Source organism: Streptomyces cavernae (genome assembly GCF_004023625.1).
In the GTDB taxonomy this organism is placed as follows: domain Bacteria; phylum Actinomycetota; class Actinomycetes; order Streptomycetales; family Streptomycetaceae; genus Streptomyces; species Streptomyces cavernae.
This window is the reverse complement of the sequence record NZ_ML137708.1, coordinates 115,142-132,032: the sequence shown is the minus strand read 5'-3', so window position 1 is coordinate 132,032 and position 16,891 is coordinate 115,142. Positions and strand designations below refer to the sequence as shown.

The 16,891-nt window shown below is 69.8% G+C and carries 17 protein-coding genes; 7 read left to right on the top strand and 10 right to left on the bottom strand.

Annotated features, from left to right (window positions below; genetic code table 11):
* Positions 1 to 55: 55 nt before the first annotated feature.
* Positions 56 to 895 (bottom strand): alpha/beta fold hydrolase, encoded by an 840-nt coding sequence (locus EF387_RS00655; RefSeq protein WP_128374468.1) that lies wholly within the window; start codon positions 893 to 895, stop codon positions 56 to 58.
* A gap of 164 nt (positions 896 to 1,059) precedes the next feature.
* Between EF387_RS00655 and EF387_RS00650 the strand changes: the two genes are divergently transcribed.
* Positions 1,060 to 2,145 carry an S-(hydroxymethyl)mycothiol dehydrogenase gene (locus EF387_RS00650; RefSeq protein ID WP_128374467.1) on the top strand — a complete coding sequence of 362 codons (1,086 nt, stop codon included), beginning with the start codon at positions 1,060 to 1,062 and terminating at the stop codon, positions 2,143 to 2,145.
* Positions 2,145 to 2,774 (top strand): MBL fold metallo-hydrolase, encoded by a 630-nt coding sequence (locus tag EF387_RS00645; RefSeq protein ID WP_128374466.1) that lies wholly within the window; start codon positions 2,145 to 2,147, stop codon positions 2,772 to 2,774. Before EF387_RS00650 ends, EF387_RS00645 begins: the two co-directional genes overlap by 1 nt.
* 121 nt (positions 2,775 to 2,895) lie before the next feature.
* Here EF387_RS00645 and EF387_RS00640 read toward each other — a convergent pair whose 3' ends face one another.
* Entirely contained in the window at positions 2,896 to 4,005 is a 1,110-nt protein-coding gene (locus EF387_RS00640) for a PucR family transcriptional regulator (protein ID WP_128374465.1), read from the bottom strand.
* Positions 4,006 to 4,037: 32 nt separating this feature from the next.
* Complete coding sequence (locus tag EF387_RS00635; protein ID WP_128374464.1) at positions 4,038 to 5,039, bottom strand: alpha/beta hydrolase; 1,002 nt, start codon at positions 5,037 to 5,039, stop codon at positions 4,038 to 4,040.
* 332 nt (positions 5,040 to 5,371) lie between these two features.
* Here EF387_RS00635 and EF387_RS00630 point away from each other — a divergent pair, with 332 nt between their 5' ends.
* The 3 genes from EF387_RS00630 to EF387_RS00620 all read left to right on the top strand — a co-directional run bounded on the left by EF387_RS00630 (position 5,372) and on the right by EF387_RS00620 (position 8,294).
* On the top strand, positions 5,372 to 6,745 hold the full coding sequence (locus tag EF387_RS00630) for a S1 family peptidase (RefSeq protein WP_128374463.1): 1,374 nt from the start codon (positions 5,372 to 5,374) through the stop codon (positions 6,743 to 6,745).
* Positions 6,746 to 6,899: 154 nt separating this feature from the next.
* Positions 6,900 to 7,157 (top strand): DUF7218 family protein, encoded by a 258-nt coding sequence (locus tag EF387_RS00625; RefSeq protein WP_128374462.1) that lies wholly within the window; start codon positions 6,900 to 6,902, stop codon positions 7,155 to 7,157.
* 165 nt (positions 7,158 to 7,322) lie between these two features.
* Complete coding sequence (locus EF387_RS00620; RefSeq protein ID WP_128374461.1) at positions 7,323 to 8,294, top strand: LLM class F420-dependent oxidoreductase; 972 nt, start codon at positions 7,323 to 7,325, stop codon at positions 8,292 to 8,294.
* Here EF387_RS00620 and EF387_RS49905 read toward each other — a convergent pair.
* Together EF387_RS49905 and EF387_RS00610 are read right to left on the bottom strand one after the other, a co-directional pair.
* Positions 8,191 to 8,439, bottom strand: a complete 249-nt coding sequence (locus EF387_RS49905; RefSeq protein WP_420802509.1) for a hypothetical protein — start codon at positions 8,437 to 8,439, stop codon at positions 8,191 to 8,193. The genes EF387_RS00620 and EF387_RS49905 overlap by 104 nt on opposite strands.
* Positions 8,440 to 8,965: 526 nt before the next feature.
* Positions 8,966 to 9,331, bottom strand: a complete 366-nt coding sequence (locus EF387_RS00610) for a nuclear transport factor 2 family protein (protein ID WP_128374460.1) — start codon at positions 9,329 to 9,331, stop codon at positions 8,966 to 8,968.
* Between the two features lie 178 nt (positions 9,332 to 9,509).
* On the opposite strand from EF387_RS00610, the gene EF387_RS00605 reads away from it, so the two are divergent.
* Positions 9,510 to 10,205: a L,D-transpeptidase family protein gene (locus EF387_RS00605; protein ID WP_128374459.1), complete on the top strand. Its 696-nt coding sequence runs from the start codon at positions 9,510 to 9,512 to the stop codon at positions 10,203 to 10,205.
* Positions 10,206 to 10,227: 22 nt separating this feature from the next.
* Here the strand turns inward: EF387_RS00605 and EF387_RS00600 are convergent, their stop codons facing one another.
* From EF387_RS00600 to EF387_RS00585, 4 genes are read right to left on the bottom strand one after another with little or no spacing between them, the layout of a single operon-like run.
* Positions 10,228 to 11,430, bottom strand: coding sequence for a Gfo/Idh/MocA family protein (locus EF387_RS00600; RefSeq protein ID WP_128374458.1), 1,203 nt, complete (start codon positions 11,428 to 11,430; stop codon positions 10,228 to 10,230).
* Between the two features lie 48 nt (positions 11,431 to 11,478).
* A complete protein-coding gene (locus EF387_RS00595) occupies positions 11,479 to 12,822 on the bottom strand; it encodes an ABC transporter substrate-binding protein (protein WP_128374457.1) in 1,344 nt (447 codons plus the stop codon).
* Positions 12,823 to 12,832: 10 nt separating this feature from the next.
* Positions 12,833 to 13,762, bottom strand: a complete 930-nt coding sequence (locus EF387_RS00590) for a carbohydrate ABC transporter permease (RefSeq protein ID WP_128374704.1) — start codon at positions 13,760 to 13,762, stop codon at positions 12,833 to 12,835.
* A 27-nt stretch (positions 13,763 to 13,789) separates the two neighbouring features.
* Positions 13,790 to 14,743 (bottom strand): carbohydrate ABC transporter permease, encoded by a 954-nt coding sequence (locus tag EF387_RS00585; protein WP_128374456.1) that lies wholly within the window; start codon positions 14,741 to 14,743, stop codon positions 13,790 to 13,792.
* Between the two features lie 166 nt (positions 14,744 to 14,909).
* Between EF387_RS00585 and EF387_RS00580 the strand changes: the two genes are divergently transcribed.
* On the top strand, positions 14,910 to 16,070 hold the full coding sequence (locus EF387_RS00580) for an ROK family transcriptional regulator (protein ID WP_128374455.1): 1,161 nt from the start codon (positions 14,910 to 14,912) through the stop codon (positions 16,068 to 16,070).
* Positions 16,071 to 16,115: 45 nt separating this feature from the next.
* Here EF387_RS00580 and EF387_RS00575 read toward each other — a convergent pair whose 3' ends face one another.
* A complete protein-coding gene (locus tag EF387_RS00575; protein WP_128374454.1) occupies positions 16,116 to 16,799 on the bottom strand; it encodes a hypothetical protein in 684 nt (227 codons plus the stop codon).
* Between the last annotated feature and the right edge of the window lie 92 nt (positions 16,800 to 16,891).

Genomic DNA, 16,891 nt, shown 5'->3' with positions numbered 1-16,891 from the left:
GTAGTCGCCGGGATCTGGCGGCCGCCGCAGTGGAGGCCGGAGTTCTCACGCCGGTTCACGCCCGGTACGGCTGCCGCAGGAAGGCGATGAGGGCGGCGGTGAGGTCCGCGGCGGCGTCCTCCTGCACCAGGTGGCCCGCGCCCGCGATCGGCTCCCAGCGCGCGCCGGGGATGAGGCCGCAGAGCTCCCGGCCCTTCGTGGCGGGAATCCACGCGTCGTCCTCGCCCCAGCAGATCAGCGCCGGGATGTGGATCTCGGAGTACCGGTCCTGGATCTCGTCGGTGTGGCGCTGGTCGGCCTGGGCGATCTGCCGGTAGAAGGCGCCCTGGCCCGGTTCGCCGAGCCAGGGCTCGACGAGCCGGTCGAGCACCGCCGGATGCAGACCCGGACCGCTCGCGGAGCCGATGTACTCGCGGACGAGGGCCCGGTGCAGGGCCGGAGGCAGTTGCTCGAAGACCTGGGCGTGCTCACCGACGAGCCGGAAGAAGGAACTCCCCCACGGGGCCAGCGCCACCGGGTCGACCAGGGCGAGCGCGCGGTAGCGGGCGCCGTGCAGCAGATGCGCCCGCAGGGAGACGGCACCACCGAAGTCATGGGCGACCACGAGCGGTTCCGCCAGTCCCCAGTGGTCGAGGAGCTGGGCGAAGACCCGGCCCTGCGCGGCCAGGGACACCTCCTGGCCCGGGAACTTCTCCGACGCTCCGTATCCGGGCATGTCCCAGACGAACACCTGGTGGTCTCGAGCGAGTGCGCGGGCCACCGCGCGCCAGACATAAGAGGAGAAGGGGGTGCCGTGCAGCAGGACCACCGGCGGCCGGCCGGGGTCCCCCAGGCGGTCCCAGCGGACCTCGCCCGAGGTGCTGGGGAACGTCTCGGTCAGCTGCCACTCGGTCATGCGTGGATCCTCTCGATCGGACTGCCCTTCTCCTGCCCCGGCGGCGTGCGCAGCATCCTTGACCCCGGTGGGGCGCTCCACGATGCTGTGTTGCGGCACATGAAATATGTGCCGTAATGAGAAACGTCAGGGACTCGGGTCTCGTACCGAACTGAGGAGTGGCCATGGCTCACCAGGTCCGTGCTGTCGTCGCGCGGGGGAAGGGCGCCCCCGTGAGCGTGGAGACGATCGTCGTCCCCGACCCCGGGCCCGGCGAGGCCGTGGTGAAGGTGCAGGCCTGCGGGGTGTGCCACACGGATCTGCATTACCGGGAGGGTGGGATCAGTGATGAGTTCCCGTTCCTGCTGGGGCATGAGGCGGCGGGTGTGGTGGAGTCGGTGGGGGAGGGGGTCTCGGAGGTCGCGCCGGGTGACTATGTGATTCTCAACTGGCGTGCGGTGTGTGGTCAGTGCCGGGCGTGCAGGCGGGGGCGGCCGTGGTACTGCTTCAGCACGCACAACGCCGGGCAGAGGATGACTCTGACCGACGGCACTGAGCTCTCGCCCGCGTTGGGTATTGGTGCGTTCGCGGAGAAGACGCTGGTGGCGGCGGGGCAGTGTACGAAGGTGGATCCGGCGGCCTCGCCGGCGGCGGCGGGTCTGCTGGGGTGCGGGGTGATGGCGGGCATCGGTGCCGCGATCAACACCGGTCAGGTGGGGCGTGGGGACACGGTCGCGGTGATCGGCTGTGGCGGGGTCGGCGGTGCGGCGATCATGGGGTCGAGTCTGGCGGGCGCGGCGAAGGTGATCGCGGTGGACATCGACGACCGCAAGCTGCAGACGGCGAGGAAGCTGGGTGCCACGCACACGGTCAACTCAAAGGATGCCGATGCGGTGGCGGCGATCCAGGAGCTGACCGGGGGGTTCGGCGCGGATGTGGTGATCGAGGCGGTGGGCCGTCCGGAAACCTACCGGCAGGCCTTCTACGCCCGTGATCTGGCCGGCACGGTGGTGCTGGTGGGGGTGCCGACGCCGGAGATGAAGCTGGAGCTGCCGCTGCTGGATGTCTTCGGGCGGGGCGGGTCGCTGAAGTCGTCTTGGTACGGCGACTGCCTGCCCTCGCGCGATTTCCCGATGCTCATCGACCTGTATCTGCAGGGCCGTCTGGACCTGGATGCGTTCGTGACGGAGACCATCGCGCTGGATGAGGTGGAGAAGGCGTTCGAGCGGATGCACCACGGTGATGTGCTGCGCTCGGTGGTGGTTTTCTGATGGCCGCCCGGATCGAGCATCTGGTCACCTCGGGCACGTTCTCGCTGGACGGCGGGACGTGGGAGGTGGACAACAATGTGTGGATCGTCGGGGACGACACCGAGGTGATCGTGATCGACGCCGCCCATGACGCGGACGCGATCGCCGGCGCGGTCGGCGGGCGGAGGCTGCGGGCGATCGTGTGCACGCACGCCCACAACGACCACATCGACGCCGCTCCGGCGCTGGCGGCTGGTGCGGGGGCGCCGATCTGGCTGCACCCGGATGATCTGCCGTTGTGGAAGCAGACCCATCCCGAGCGCCTGCCCGACGCCTCGTTGAGTGACGGGCAGGTCATCGAGGTCGCCGGGACGGCGCTGACCGTGCTGCACACCCCGGGGCATGCTCCGGGTGCGGTGTGTCTGCACGCGCCCGGGCTGGGGGCGTTGTTCAGCGGTGACACGTTGTTCAACGGCGGGCCGGGAGCCACGGGACGGTCCTACAGCGACTTCCCCACCATCATCGACTCCATCCGCGACCGACTGCTCACCCTGCCCCCGGACACCACGGTCCGTACGGGGCACGGCGACACGACGACCATCGCCGCTGAGGCCCCACACCTCCAGGAGTGGATCGACCGCGGCCACTGAACCCGGAGCCCTGGGGTCACCGAGGTGGCGGGTGACCCCGGGGATGTGCGCACGAGGTCACGCCGCGCGAACGCGCACTCAAGGACGTCTGCCCGGGCGTAGAGGGACCTGGCCGGCCCCCTCAGTGAGCCGGTGGAAAAGCCGCCTGATGCGTCATCAGTCGCCTTACGATCAAGGCGAGTTGGAGGCGCAGACGGCCGTGCGGGTCGCGGACGGACCAGCCCAGAAGGGCCTCCGCATGGCTGAGCCGGTCCTGCAACGTGGAGTGGTGCAGGTTCAGCTCGGTGGCCGCGGTGCGCAGGCTGGGGGCGGAGACCACCGCGTTCAGGGTGGCCAGCAGCCAGGGCGTCGCCGCGCCGGCGCTGTCCAGGGCCCGTACGTCGGCGGGCGGCCGGGTGCCCGGCCCGACCGCCTCGGCGAGCAGCGCGAGCGTGCCGAGTTCGTCGGCGTGCACGGTCCGCGGACCCGGATCCGTCCCGTAGGCAGTGAACCGCAGGGCCGTGCGCGCGGCGGCCCAGGACTCATGGAGGTCCGGTACGGGGACGGCCGGGCCGACGCCGACACGGCTCCCCGGCGGCACACCGGGCCCAAGGACCTGGCCGCCCGCTGTGCCCTCGTCGCGGCCGTCGCCCGAAAGCCCTCCGGACCGGCCGCCGAGAGGGCGGCCCGGCCCGTCCGATGCCGGGAATGGCTGCACGCGCGGATGGCCGTCCGGCAGGGCGAGGGCCCGCGCCCGCCCCGACGGGTCCAGACCCAGACCGCGTGCCGCGTGCAGCCGCGCCGCCTGCGGGGCGGTGGGGTCGAGCAGCGTCTCCAGCAGCGCCGGGTCCTCGGCGGCGATGTGCGCCCGGGCGCGGCCCCGGGTGCGGTCAAGGACCAGCCGGGCCGCGCTCGCCGCGCGTTCCAGCACCATGGCGTCAACGACGCTGCGCGGACCGGTGCGCTCCAGCCACAGCGCCGGCACACCGCCCGGGGTCAACGCCGCCGACGGCCACTCGGAGTCCTCCGGACCGGCCGCGTCGCGCCGCCGTCCGTCGGCCTCGACGCGGACCCGTACGCCGCGACCGTGGTCGACGAGCCGGGCCGGACAGCCGGACAGCACCGCCGCGCCGCGCACCAGCGCCTCCAGCCCGGCGCGGCCCTCGACCAGCCGGTCGAAGTAGGCGATGACCCGGACGGCGGCGCCGGCGTCCGGATCCAGGGCGGTCAGCCGCCCGGCCAGCTCTTCCATGGGGACATCCTGCTACGGCACCGAGCCGCAGGTCACTCCCCCAGCAGCCGGTGCAGCCAGCGCAGCCGGGCCGCCCGGGCGTCCTGCGAGAGCGCCGCCTGCGGGGCGAGTCCGTCGAATGCGTGGAAGCCGCCCGGCCAGATGTGCAGCTCGGCATGGCCGCCCGCCTGCCAGATCCGGGAGGCGTAGGCGACGTCCTCGTCCCGGAAGGTCTCCGCCGAACCCGCGTCGATGTAGGCCGGGGGCAGCCCGGACAGGTCCTCGGCACGGGCCGGGGCCGCGTACGGCGAGACGTCCGCGGTGCCGCGCGCCTCACCGAGCAGCGCGGTCCAACCGGTCTCGTTGGCCCCGCGGTCCCAGATGCCGAGACCGACCATCTGATGCGTGGACGGGGTGTCGTTGCGGTCGTCGAGCATCGGGTACAGCAGGATCTGGCCGATCGCGGACGGGCCTTTGCGGTCCCGCGCCATCAACGCCAGCGCCGCCGCCAGGCCGCCGCCCGCGCTGCCGCCCGCCAGGATGATCCTGTCCGGGTCGGCGCCGATCTCCTTGGCGTTCTCGGCCGTCCACAGCAGACCCGCGTAGCAGTCCTCGACGGGCGCCGGGTGCGGGTGCTCAGGGGCGCGCCGGTACTCGACCGACACCACGACCAGGCCCAGCTCCTCCGCCCAGTCGATCATGCCCTCCATGCCGAGCCGGTTGTTGCCGAGCACCATGCCGCCGCCGTGCGTGTGGTAGATGACCGGCCGCGGACCCTGCACCCGGGTGGGCCTGACGATGAGCAGCGAGATCTCCGGCGCGCCCTCGGGACCGGGCACCGACCGCTCCTCGACCTCGAAGGCGCCGTCGCGGCTCATCTCCTCGTTGGTCATCAGGGGGAACGGCCCGTCCATCCCCGCCTCCTCGGCCGCCCGGGCGAACGCGAGCATCTCCGGGGTCAGCGTCGTCGGCGCCATTTCGCCCATCACGGCGAGGGCCGCGGCCAGCTCCGGGTCGAAGGGCGGGGGCGTGAGCGTCGGGGGAGTCGTGGTCATCCTGGCCTCCTTGCGCAGGGTTGCGGCGGGTGCCCACGACTGTCCCCGTCACCGGGCCGGACAGGACCCCGCCGTGCTGCGGGAGTCTCCCGCCACCTGGCGGGGCACGAGCGTAGGCGCAACCAGGTCGGAACAGAACAGTCGATTACGTCACATGCTGACATTCCGGGCGACGGTGCGACGGTCGCCGGACCTTGTCGCACGCGAAGATCCAGTCGGGTCCGTCCGCGGTGAACGGGACGGCACTGCCGCACGTATGGAAGGAGGGCGCTCAACCGACGAGGCGCTTCCGGGTGTTGACGCAATGGCAGGTACGGCTTCGGGAGTCATGAATGAGGCGGCACGCACGACGGAACGTCCAGCGGATCGCGCGGCTGGCGGCCGTCGGCGGACTGCTCTGCGGGGGTTTCATGGTCCAGCAGGCCATCGCCAGTGAGCCGGCGACGGTCCAGCCGGGCGCCAAGACCAGCCTGACCAAGGCCGCCGACACCGGCTCCGGCCTCGTGACGGAGCTCGGCACGGCCCGTACCGCCGGGAACTGGGTCGACAAGGACGGCAACCCGGTCGTCGCGGTGACCGACGACAGGACGGCGGCCGAGGTCAAGAGCGCCGGCGCCAAGCCCAAGATGGTCCGTTTCAGCATGGACGACCTGCGCTCCGCCACCGAGACCCTGAGCGATGCCCCCAAGGTGTCCGGCACGTCCTGGTCCATCGACTACAAGAACAACGAGGTCGTCGTCCAGGCCGACACCACCGTCTCCAAGGCGGAGTGGGACCAGGTGGCCGCCGTCGCCAAGAGCATCGGCGGCTCGGTCCGTATGGAACGCACCGAAGGCACGTTCACCACCCGGCTGAACGGCGCCGAGGCCCTCCTGAGCACCGCCGGGCGGTGTTCGGCGGGCTTCAACGTGACCGACGGCAAGACCGCGTTCATCCTCACGGCCGGCCACTGCGGACCCGTCGGCTCCATCTGGTTCGGCGAGGGCAGGGGCAGCGACCAGATCGGCCGCACGGTGTCCGGCAGCTTCCCCGGCGGCGACTACTCCCTCATCCAGTACGCCAACGGTCAGCCGCCGGACGCGCCCAACGTGGTCGCCGTCGGAAACGGCCAGGGCATCAGCATCACCGGCACCGCCCAGGCATCCGTCGGCCAGCGGGTCTTCCGCAGCGGAAGCACCACCGGGCTGCGCGACGGGCAGGTCACCGCGCTCAACGCCACCGTGAACTACCCCGAGGGCACCGTGACCGGGCTGATCGAGACCACGGTCTGCGCGGAACCCGGCGACAGCGGCGGTCCGCTGGTCTCCGAGGGGCTGGCCATCGGTGTCACCTCGGGCGGCAGCGGTGACTGCAGCCGGGGCGGTACCACGTTCTTCCAGCCGATCGGTCCCGCGTTGCAGCAGCTCGGCGTCCGCCTCAGCGGGCTCCCGACCGGCACCGGCGGGAACGCGTCCGCCGCGCCCCCCGCACCCTCCGCGGACTCCTCGACGGCGCCCGCGCCGGGCTCGGCCGTCCCCGGCGGGTTCGGACCCATCGCCGGCTCTCAGGGGGAGACCCTCCTCGACCGGCTGGCGAGCCGGGAAAGCCTCGGCCCGGGACTGCTGATCGTCGCCGGCAGCCTGGTCGCGCTGGTCGCCACCCGCTGGATCATGTCGGAGCAGGACCGCAGGGCCTACCGCCGCCGCTACTCGGCCAGCTGGGGCTGACGCCGGCCCGTGGCCGCTGATCCGGGCTCGGCCCGGGTGCCGTGGACGCCGATCGACACGGGCGGGATGCGGGTGCGTACCACGGGGTACTCGAACCGCGTCCGGCCCACAGGTGCCGGGCAGGCGACAGCATCGGACCCGGAGGTGAGAGCGCATGCCCAGGGCGCAGATCAAGGACGAGAAGACGTACGAAGCGCTGCGCCGCGAAGGCGCGGGCAAGGAGAAGGCCGCACGCGTCGCCAACAAGGCGGCCGGCAGCTCCCGCTCGTCCGTCGGCCGCAAGGGCGGCAAGGGCGGGCCGTACGAGGACCGCTCCAAGAAGGAGCTGTACGACGAGGCGAAGAAGGTCGGCATCGACGGCCGGTCCTCGATGAGCAAGGGAGAACTCATCAGGGCCCTGCGCAACCGGTGACCTCGGCCGGTGACCGTCCGCGGGAGCCGGTGACCGTCCGCCGGGATTCGGGAGCCGGGAGCCGGGATTCGGCATTCCGGGATTCGGGGAGCCAGGATTCCGGGAGCCGGGTGGCGCCTGTTCTCCGTCCGGTTTTCCCGGCGCCCGCTCGGGAACGCGGGGCCTATGGTGCAAATCGGATACACGATGATGACCGAGCAGGCCGGTCCCCGTGAACTCGTCGAGCATGTGGTGCGGGCGGAGGAGGCCGGCTTCGATTTCTCGGTGACCTCCGACCACTACTTCCCCTGGCTCCGCTCGCAGGGGCACGCGCCGTACGCGTGGAGCGTCCTCGGCGCCGCCGCGCAGGCCACCTCGCGGATCCCGCTCATGACGTACGTGACCTGCCCTACGTTCCGCTACCACCCCGCCGTGGTGGCCCAGAAGGCGGCGACGCTGCAGCTGCTGTCCGAGGGCCGGTTCCGGCTCGGGCTCGGCTCGGGCGAGAACCTCAACGAGCACGTCGTGGGCGAGGGCTGGCCGTCCGCCGATATCCGCGTCGACCGGCTCGAGGAGGCGGTCCGGATCATCCGCGAGCTCTTCGGGGGCCGCCACGTCAACCATCGCGGCGAGTACTTCGACGTGGAGTCGGCCAAGTTGTGGGACCTGCCGGACCAGCCACCGCCCATCGGCATCGCCGTCTCCGGCGCACGGTCCTGCGCCCTCGCCGGCCATCTCGGCGACCTCGTCATCGCCACCGAGCCCAAGGCGGAACTGCTGGAGGCCTTCGACCGGCACGGCGGCGAGGGCAAGCCCCGGGTGGGCCAGCTGCCCGTCTGCTACGACCCGGACCGCGAGGCGGCCGTGCGGCGGGCCCATGAGCAGTTCCGCTGGTTCGGCGGCGGCTGGAAGGTCAACGCGGAACTGCCGCACCCGGATTCGTTCGACTCCGCCACGCAGTACGTCACGCCGGACGACGTCGCCGCGTCCATCCCGTGCGGCGACGACCCGGAGAACTTCGTCGAGGCCGTACGCCCCTACGCGGAGGCCGGGTTCACCGAGGTCGCCCTGGTGCAGATCGGCGGTGACACCCAGTCCGCCTTCCTGGACTGGTCGGCGAAGGAACTGCTGCCCGCGCTGCGCGGCGCCCTCGACTGAGCTGTTCGAGGCGGCTATTGGCCGACGCGGCGGTCCGAGGCGGCGATTGGCCGACCCGGCCGTCGATGCGCTCGCGCAGGCTCGGCGCGCAGGAATCGGCGTGGCCGTTCCGCTGCGCGTACTCCTCGATCATGTGGACGCGCACCGCGCGCAGGGACGCCACCCCGGATCGTCGCCGGTTCGTCGTGGGCGTTGGTGATGTCCAGGCTCGGTGCCTCGGCCACGAACCGCTCCGTGAAGGCGACTTCGGCCCGCCAGGTCTCGCAGGCCTCGGCGACGAGTGTCGGGCGTCGGAGCGACCGGCGTGGTGCTCGCGCTGCCTCTGCGACGATGCCGGGTCGGGCGCGCGCCGTTGCAGTCGGCGTCGCCGTCGCCGTCGCCGTCGCCGTCGTCGTCCGCGTCCCCGCGTCCCCGCGGGCCCGGTGGGCCCCCAGCCCGTCCCGGCTCCGTGGTCCCCGGCCCTCCGGGCTGTTCCGCGCGCCCGCTGTTCCCCGCTCCCCGCAGTCGCTGGATTCCCAGCAGTCCCCGCGTTCCCCTCATTCCCCGCGATTCCCGGATCCCGCGATTCCCGAGATCCTCGCGATCCATCCCCGGATCCCCGCGTTCCCGCGCCCGCCTCGCTCCCGGGCGAGGCGAGCGAGGCGGCACGAGCGGCAGGGGAGGCTCTGTGGCTACTCGTCCCAGGCCTGGAGCAGCGTGTGCTCGACGATCTTTCCGTCGCGCAGCTCCAGCATCGAGCTCGCCAGCACCTTCACCCCGTCCGGGTACTCGCAGGACTCGGTGAACGCGGCCTGGTCGCCCTGGACCACGACCTGCTCCACCTTGTGCGTCATGTCCCGGCTGTAGACGTCCTCGAGCATCTCGCCGATCTCGGAACGGCCGTGCATGACCTTCGGATGGCTCGGCTGGGCGGTGTGGTCCACGATGCGGAGCTCCGCGTCGTCGGCGTACAGGTTCAGCAGGACCGTCGGTTCCTGGCTCTCTATGCCCCGGCGCAGGGTCTCGGCGTCGAAGGCAGGACGTGCCCTGGTGCTCATGGTGACCTCCTACGAGGTGGCAGGCCTCTCTAACGAGACTCCTCCGCCGCAGCAGCCACGGCAACCGCTGCGATCGCGAGCACGGGAACGAAAGGCGAACAGGCGTGCAACCACTGGCCCCCTCGGCACGTCTAGCAAAAAACACAACCTGAAGACGCGGGAAAGAGAGAGACCTTTCATGGGGGAGATACGCAGACGGGGTGTCGTCGCGCTCGGCGTAGCGGGACTGGTGGCCCCGCTGTCGGTGGCGTTCACCGCGGCACCGGCTCAGGCCGCGACCTGTACGACGCAGACCGGCCCGTATCAGAAGCAGGTGGAGAAGTTCCTCGGACTGCCGGTGGACGGCAAGCAGTCGCCCTCCGACTGCCGTGCGATCCGGGCCTTCCAGACCAAGCACGGGATCACTCCGAACATCGGCTACGCGGGCTCCGTCACCTGGGGGGTGATGGACCTGATGCAGAAGCAGAGGGCCGTGGGCAAGAACCCGAACAAGGCCGGCAAGTGCCCCGTCAACAAGGGCCGGATCGCCTGTGTGAACCTCACGCTCCAGCTGAGCTGGATCCAGGACGGCAAGAAGCTCGTCTACGGTCCCGTCCCGGTCCGTACCGGCCGCAACGGATATGAGACCCGTACCGGTCTGAAGAAGATCTACTGGCGGAACATCGACCACGTGTCGACCATCTACAACGTGCCGATGCCCTACAGCCAGTTCTTCGACGGCGGCCAGGCCTTCCACTCGGTCGGCGTCAGCATGTGGAACCCGCCCGGCTCGCACGGCTGCGCCAACATGACGAAGACCGACGCCAAGAAGTACTGGTCGTTGCTGAAGAAGGGCGACGACGTGTACGTCTACGGCCGCAAGCCGGGCACCTGACGGCACCTGGAGAATCCCGGCGCTACGCCTCCGGCGCGTCTCCGAAGTCCGGGATCTCCAGCCGGGCCCCGCCCTTCAGCGCCGACTCGTGGGCGACGATGCCCGGCAGGGTGTAGCGGGCCGCGACCCAGGCGTTGACCGAGGGCGGGGTGCGGGTGTTGACCGCGGTCACGAAGTCGTCCACCAGGAAGTGGTGGCTGCCTTCGTGACCGTTGTGCAGGTTGTCGAACTCCCGCGGCAGTCGCGCCCGGTCGTGCACCGGAGCCGAACCGGAGGTGAAGGCGGCCCGCAGCTCCGGTGCGATGTGCTGAAGTGACGGGTCGTCAGGAGACATGGTGGGCTTGGGCTCCAGCAGCTCGGAGATGTCCTTCACCCCCTTCTTGTCCTGCCACAGGGCCACGGTGGCGAGTTGTTCCATGCTGGCGTCCGTGCCGAAGAACCGGAAACGGGACTCCCGGATGTGGGAGGGATAGCCGACCCGCCGGAACTCGTTGGTGCGGAACGAACCGCCGCCCGCCACCTCGAACAGCGCGGTGGCGTTGGAGAAGTCGTTCTTGAACTGGCTGATCTCCGTGTCGAAGACGCCGTCCCCGCGTTCGTCCTTCACCCCGATCGCGGAGACGCTCACCGCGTGCGTCTGCCAGGCGCCGAGCACCCCGCCGACGGAGTGCGTCGGATACAGCAGCGGCGGATAGCTGGCCGTGGCCTTCCAGTTGTCGCCGCCGCTGTACTGGTACGCCTCGTAGAAGCCGAGGTCCATGTCGTGGACGTAGTCGCCCTCGGCGTAGAAGAGCCGCCCGAAGGCGCCCTCGGCGATCTGGTTGCGGGCGTGTACGGTGGCCGGGTTGTACTGGCTGGTCTCGCCCATCATGTACGTCAGCCCCGTGGCGCGCACCGCCTCGATGATGGCCGCGATCTCCTCCCGGGTGATCGCCATCGGCACCGCCGAGTAGACGTGCTTTCCGGCGCCCAGGCCCTGGAGCACCAGCGGGCCGTGCGTCCAGCGCTGGGTGAAGACGGCTACCGCGTCGACCGCCTTCGACTCCAGCATGGCCTCGTACGAGGGGAAGGTCCCCGACAGCCCCTCCGCCGCGGCCAGTCGCTCGGCCCGCTCCGGCAGGAGGTCGGTGATGTACACATCGCTGACCCCGGGATGGGCCAGGAACAGCTTCGCGAACTGACCGGAGAACTGCCCGGCGCCGACGATGCCGAGGGAGAACGTCATACGGGGGATACCCTTCACTGGTTTGCGATGATCACTGGTTTGCGATGATCACTGGTTGAGGATGAAGTTGATCTGGTCGTTGGTCTTGTCGAGGCTGCTGATCGGTGCGCCGCCCCCGTAGATGTCTTCCATCTGGGGCTTCATCAGTGCGGAGACGTCGGCCGCGTAGCCGGTGATCGGGAACGAGAAGGTCCTGAAGGCCTTCTTGTCGTTGACCGGCCGGGTGAAGGCCGTGACGTCGATGCCCTGTTTCTCGTAGGCGGCTGCCGCGGCCTCGGTGCCGGCCGGGGTGGCGGGGAAGACGATCCCGTACTTGCCGACGACGGTCTGGCACGCGTCGGAGGCCAGATACGCCACCCACTTCTTGGCGGCCTCCTTGTTCCTGGCGCCCTTGGTGACGGAGTCGGCGAGACCGTTCATCATGGTGGCGCGCTTGCCCGTCGGACCGACGGGAGTGAGCGCGGTCTTCATGTCCCGGCCCTTGAAACCCTTGTACGAGGAGATCATCCAGGCTCCGTCGAAGGCGGTGGCGGCCTTGCCGGCGGCGACCTGGGTGTTGGCCTGGTTGGACTGGATGTTGTAGTCGGACATCGGGGCCAGGTAGCCCTTCTTCGCCAGACCGAAGTACCACTTGATGACGGACTTGAAGGTCTCGCTGTCGTACTGGTACTTCGTGCCCCAGCGCTGTTTCTCGGTGTAACTCCATCCGGCGGACCCGGTGAAGGGACTCCACTGGGTCTGGCCGACGCCTTCGCCGCCGCCGTTGGTGGCGAGTCCGTACACCTTGACGTTGTTCTTGTCGAAGCCGGGCTCGTCGCCCCGCTTGCCGTTCTTGTCGACGGTGAGGTGGGCGATGGCCTTCTCGAAGGTGCCGCCGTCCTCGGGGTTCCAAGCCAGGTTGTTGAGCTGGTCGGCGTTGAGACCGGCCTCGTCGGTCATTTTCTTGTTGTAGAAGAGGGCGACCGTGTCCCAGTCCTTGGGGGCGCCGTAGCGGTGGCCGTCCTGGCCGACCCAGCTGGCGGCGAGCCCCGGCTGGTAGTCGGAGTCCTTGATGCCCAGGTCGTCCAGCGGCTCGAGCACCTGAAGGTCGGCGAACTGGCCGAACTTCTGGATGTGGTCGGTGAACACGTCCGGCTGGGTGCCCGCGATGAAGCCGGCGGTGAGCTTGGTCCAGTAGTCGTCCCAGCCCAACTGGGTGATCTTGACCCGCAGTCCGGGGTTCTCCTGCTCGAATCCCTTGGCGCAGGCCTGGTAGGCGGGCAGTTGGTTGGCGTCCCACAGCCAGTACGTCACGGTGTTCCGGGACGAACCGGTGCCACTGCTCTGTGCGCAGCCGGTGAGCAGGGACAGCGCCAGCGCTCCGGACAGCGCGGTCAGCGTACGAAGTCGCATCGTTGTTCCCCTACTTGATTCCGGTGAAGCCGATGGAGCTGACGATGCGGCGGGCGAAGCAGGCGAAGAGCACCAGCATCGGGAGCGCCGCGATGAGGGTCGCCGCCATCAGCCCGGACCAGTCGGTGCCGGTCTGGGGGGTCTGCGCCCGGAAGATCGCCAGCGCAACGGTCAGCACGCGTGAGCTGTCGCTGTAGGACACCATCAGCGGCCAGAAGTAGTCGTTCCAGGAGGTGATGTACGTCAGCACGCCCAGGGTGATGATCGGTGTCGACGCCATCGGCAGCACCACCCGGAAGAAAATCTTGATCTTCCCGGCGCCGTCCAGCAGCGCCGCCTCCTCGACCTCGCGGGGGATGTTCAGGAAGAACTGCCTGAGGAAGAACACCGCGAACGGCGTCATGAAGAGGGTGGGCAGCGCGATGCCCAACAGTGAGTCCACCAGGTGGAGTTGTTTGATGAGGACGAAGTTCGGCAGCAGGGTGAAGATGGTCGGCACCATCATCCCGGCCAGGAACAGGCCGAACACCTTGTCCCGGCCGCGCCAGCGCAGCCGGGCGAAGGCGTAGGCCGCCATCGCGGAGAAGAAGATCTGGCAGCCGGTGATCAGGGTGGAGACGATCACCGAGTTGAGCAGGTACCGCCAGAAGTCCAGCCCGCCGCCCGAACCGCCCTGGGCGATCGCCTCCTCGGCCGACTGCAGACCGAGGGCGCGGGCGAAGCCGCCGCCGGTGAAGTCGACCGGCAGGGGGTTGGCGGGGTCGGTGCTCAGGCCCGCGTTGGTGGAGAGCGCGGTGCGCAGGATCCAGTAGAACGGCAGCAAGGTGATGAGGACGATCAGCCCCATCGCGGTCCATGCGGCGGCCCGCCCGAAGGAGAACCTGCGGCCGGTGTCCCGTGCGGACGGCGGCGAGGTCGGGGTGGTGGTCACGGCGGCCATGTCAGCCATTTCTCGGGATCCCTTCCGTCAGCCGAGATCCGAACGGCCGGCCCGGGTGAGCCGGTACTGCAGGATGGTGATCGCGCTCAGCACCACCAGGAGGGCGACGGACATCGCCGAGGCGTAGCCGAACTGGAAGCGGCCGAAGGCGGAGCCGTAGATGTAGTACTGGAGCACGTTGGTCGCGTTCGCCGGGCCGCCCGCGGTGGTCACCGCCACCGTGTCGAAGACCTGGAACGAACCGATCACCGTCATGATCAGCACCACCGCGAGGACCGGCCGCAGCAGCGGCATGGTGATCCGCCAGAACATCCGCCACTCGCTCGCGCCGTCGACCCGGGCCGCCTCGTACATGTCGTTCGGGATCGCCTGGAGACCGGCGAAGAGCAGCAGGGCGGTGTAGCCGACGTGCCGCCAGACGTTGATCAGGGCGATGGTGGGGATCGCCCAGGTCTCGTCCGCGAGGAACGGGATGCGGTCGAAGCCGAGGCCGCTGATGATCTCGTTGCCGATGCCGAGCTGGTTGTCGAGGATCCACAGCCAGACCAGGCCCGCGACGACGTTCGACATCAGATACGGGGTGAGCACGATGCCCCGCAGCAGGGCCGACTGCGTCAGCCGCTGGAGCAGGACCGCGATGGCGAGGGCCGCGACCGTCTGCACACCGATGTTGATGACCACGTACTCGACGGTGACCGCGAGCGAGTCCCAGAAGATCGGGTCGTGGATCATCCGGTCGTAGTTGTCCAGGCCCACCCACTCGGCCGGGGTCAGCAGGTTGAAGCGGGTGAAGCTCAGATAGATGCCCCGCAGCGTCGGCCACAGCAGGAAGACCAGGAAGCCAAGCAGGGCAGGGGCGATGAAGAGGGCCGCGAGGGCTCCGTCACCGTGGGCACGGGCCCGCGCCTCCCTCACCGGTGCCACGCGTTCGGTGTCACCCGGGGGAAGGCGGGATGGTGGGCTGCTGGAGGCGACGGTCATCGGGCGACTCCCTCGTCGGCGGCTCGTCCTCAGGCCAATTACTTTTGTCACGGAAGTATTGGGGCGTCAAGAGGTCTGCTTCGACCTTTCCCCTGAACGTTTAAGGGTCTGAGGAGGTGGCCAATACTTCCATGGCAAAAAGAAATCTTTGTGGGAGTCTGACCTCATGACCACACGTACGGCCAGCTGGCTGCCGCTCAGCCCCGGGGAACGCGCGGTGGCCCTCGAGGTGCTGGTGCAGGGCCCGCTCTCGCGCACCGAGCTCGCGCGCCGCCTCAACCTCTCGCCGGGCAGCCTCACCCGGCTGACCAAGCCCCTGATCGAGTCAGGTCTGCTGATCGAGACCGCCGGGGACGCGGCGTTCCTGGAGGTGCGCCAGGGGCGCCCCTCGCAGCCGCTGGACATCGTCGCCGAGTCGAGCTCCTTCATCGGCTTCAAGATCACCGAAGACATGGTCTACGGTGTCGTCACCACCCTGCGCAGTGAGATCGTGCACCGCTACGACCGGCCGCTCACCACCCACGATCCGGATGAAGTCGCCGGCGTGCTGGGGGAGATGACGGCGGAACTGGCCCGCACCCACCCCCGCCTGGCCGGCATCGGCATCGGTGTGGGCGGCCTCGTTCAGGACCGCGCCGTGGTCGGCGAGTCCGCCTTCCTCCAGTGGCGTGACGTCCCGCTCGCCGAACTGGTGGAGGAGCGCACCGGGCTACCGGTGGTCGTGGAGAACGACGTCGCCGCCCTCGTCGAGGCGGAGACCTGGTTCGGCGCCGGCCGCGGCCTGGACCGTTTCGTCGTCCTCACCATCGGCGCGGGCATCGGCTACGGGCTCGTCCTGGGCGGCAAGCGGGTGCCCTTCGCCGAGGAGGACCGCGGCTTCGGCCGCCACTGGATCGTCGACCCCCACGGCCCGCTCACCCCCGACGGCGAACGTGGCAGCGCCGTCTCGCTGCTGACCATCTCCAGCATCCGCTACCAGATCCGTGCCGCCACCGGTCGCGACCTGACCTACGAGGACATCCTCGCCCTCGCCGCCGCGGGGGAGCCCATGGCCTCCCGGGTCATCGACGAGGCCGCTCGCGCCCTGGGCATCCTGGTGGCCCAGATCGCCAACTTCGCCATGCCGCAGAAGATCCTGCTCGCCGGCGAGGGTGTCGGCCTCATCGACGTCGCCGGAACGACCGTGACGGAGACCATCCGCACCCACCGCCACCCCCTCGCGTCCCCGGTCGACCTGGAGACCAAGGTCTCCGACTTCCACGACTGGGCCCGCGGCGCGGCCGTCCTCGCGATCCAGGTCCTGGTGCTGGGGGCGGCACAGGTGTGAACCCGTGCCCGCCCCCAGCGGCCGACGATTGGTCGGCACTCCGGGTCAGGCGTAGAACGGCCCGGGCGTACTCCAGGTCGTCGTACCGAAGACGTTCGCCTCGTCGATGGTGACCTTCACGTTGGTCACCTTGAGCCCGTACTGCGTCGGGGTCGTGCCCGCGGGGCAATCCACCTGCACGGCGGGGAAATTGACGAAGAAGTACGGACCGGTCTCCTGGCCCGGGTTGCTGCGCAGATACTGCAGGATGTAGCTGCTGCTCGTCGTGTAGTACGTGTGAGAGAGCGGGGCCTGCTCGGTGCGGACCACGAAAGCAGTGCGGTGGTCGAAGGTGCCGTCGGCGCTCAGGCAGCCGAAGGTTCGCTCGGTGTCGGCATAGGCCTGGAAGAAGGCCCAGGTGCTGTCCAGACCGGCCTGGTAGCCAGGCTGGTTCCGCACGTTGTGCAGGACGACGTCGAGCTTGAAGCCGCCGCAGCCGGGCGTCGGCTCGTAGTCGTGGTAAATGAGCTGGCACTTGCGGTCCCCGAAGGCGGCGTTCGGATCGGGGTTGTAGGGCTGGGGAACCTTCGCCCCGTGGAACCGGACGGTCGCCGAGATGCCGTTCGGTGTGGCCGCCGGGATCTCGACGGTGGTGGAGGCGTGGGCGGTGCCCGGCCCGGCCAGGGCCACGGCGGCCCCGGCGAGTAACACTGCGGTGAGGCGCGTCAGGATGCCGCGCAGACGTCTCATGCGGATGATCCCCCCTCGTGTACATGGAGCACACTTGTGTCAGCACTGACCCGGGAAAGCTAACCGCACGACGGCCGCGAGGCCCTGCGAAC

Coding starts and splice junctions, on each gene's coding strand:
- EF387_RS00590 (WP_128374704.1), bottom strand. CDS start 13,762: ATGGCCGCCGTGACCACCACCCCGACCTCGCCGCCGTCCGCACGGGAC.
- EF387_RS00600 (WP_128374458.1), bottom strand. CDS start 11,430: ATGACGTTCTCCCTCGGCATCGTCGGCGCCGGGCAGTTCTCCGGTCAG.
- EF387_RS00655 (WP_128374468.1), bottom strand. CDS start 895: ATGACCGAGTGGCAGCTGACCGAGACGTTCCCCAGCACCTCGGGCGAG.
- EF387_RS00585 (WP_128374456.1), bottom strand. CDS start 14,743: ATGACCGTCGCCTCCAGCAGCCCACCATCCCGCCTTCCCCCGGGTGAC.
- EF387_RS00635 (WP_128374464.1), bottom strand. CDS start 5,039: ATGACCACGACTCCCCCGACGCTCACGCCCCCGCCCTTCGACCCGGAG.
- EF387_RS00575 (WP_128374454.1), bottom strand. CDS start 16,799: ATGAGACGTCTGCGCGGCATCCTGACGCGCCTCACCGCAGTGTTACTC.
- EF387_RS00610 (WP_128374460.1), bottom strand. CDS start 9,331: ATGAGCACCAGGGCACGTCCTGCCTTCGACGCCGAGACCCTGCGCCGG.
- EF387_RS00645 (WP_128374466.1), top strand. CDS start 2,145: ATGGCCGCCCGGATCGAGCATCTGGTCACCTCGGGCACGTTCTCGCTG.
- EF387_RS00625 (WP_128374462.1), top strand. CDS start 6,900: ATGCCCAGGGCGCAGATCAAGGACGAGAAGACGTACGAAGCGCTGCGC.
- EF387_RS00620 (WP_128374461.1), top strand. CDS start 7,323: ATGGTGCAAATCGGATACACGATGATGACCGAGCAGGCCGGTCCCCGT.
- EF387_RS00650 (WP_128374467.1), top strand. CDS start 1,060: ATGGCTCACCAGGTCCGTGCTGTCGTCGCGCGGGGGAAGGGCGCCCCC.
- EF387_RS00630 (WP_128374463.1), top strand. CDS start 5,372: ATGAGGCGGCACGCACGACGGAACGTCCAGCGGATCGCGCGGCTGGCG.
- EF387_RS00640 (WP_128374465.1), bottom strand. CDS start 4,005: ATGGAAGAGCTGGCCGGGCGGCTGACCGCCCTGGATCCGGACGCCGGC.
- EF387_RS00595 (WP_128374457.1), bottom strand. CDS start 12,822: ATGCGACTTCGTACGCTGACCGCGCTGTCCGGAGCGCTGGCGCTGTCC.
- EF387_RS00605 (WP_128374459.1), top strand. CDS start 9,510: ATGGGGGAGATACGCAGACGGGGTGTCGTCGCGCTCGGCGTAGCGGGA.
- EF387_RS00580 (WP_128374455.1), top strand. CDS start 14,910: ATGACCACACGTACGGCCAGCTGGCTGCCGCTCAGCCCCGGGGAACGC.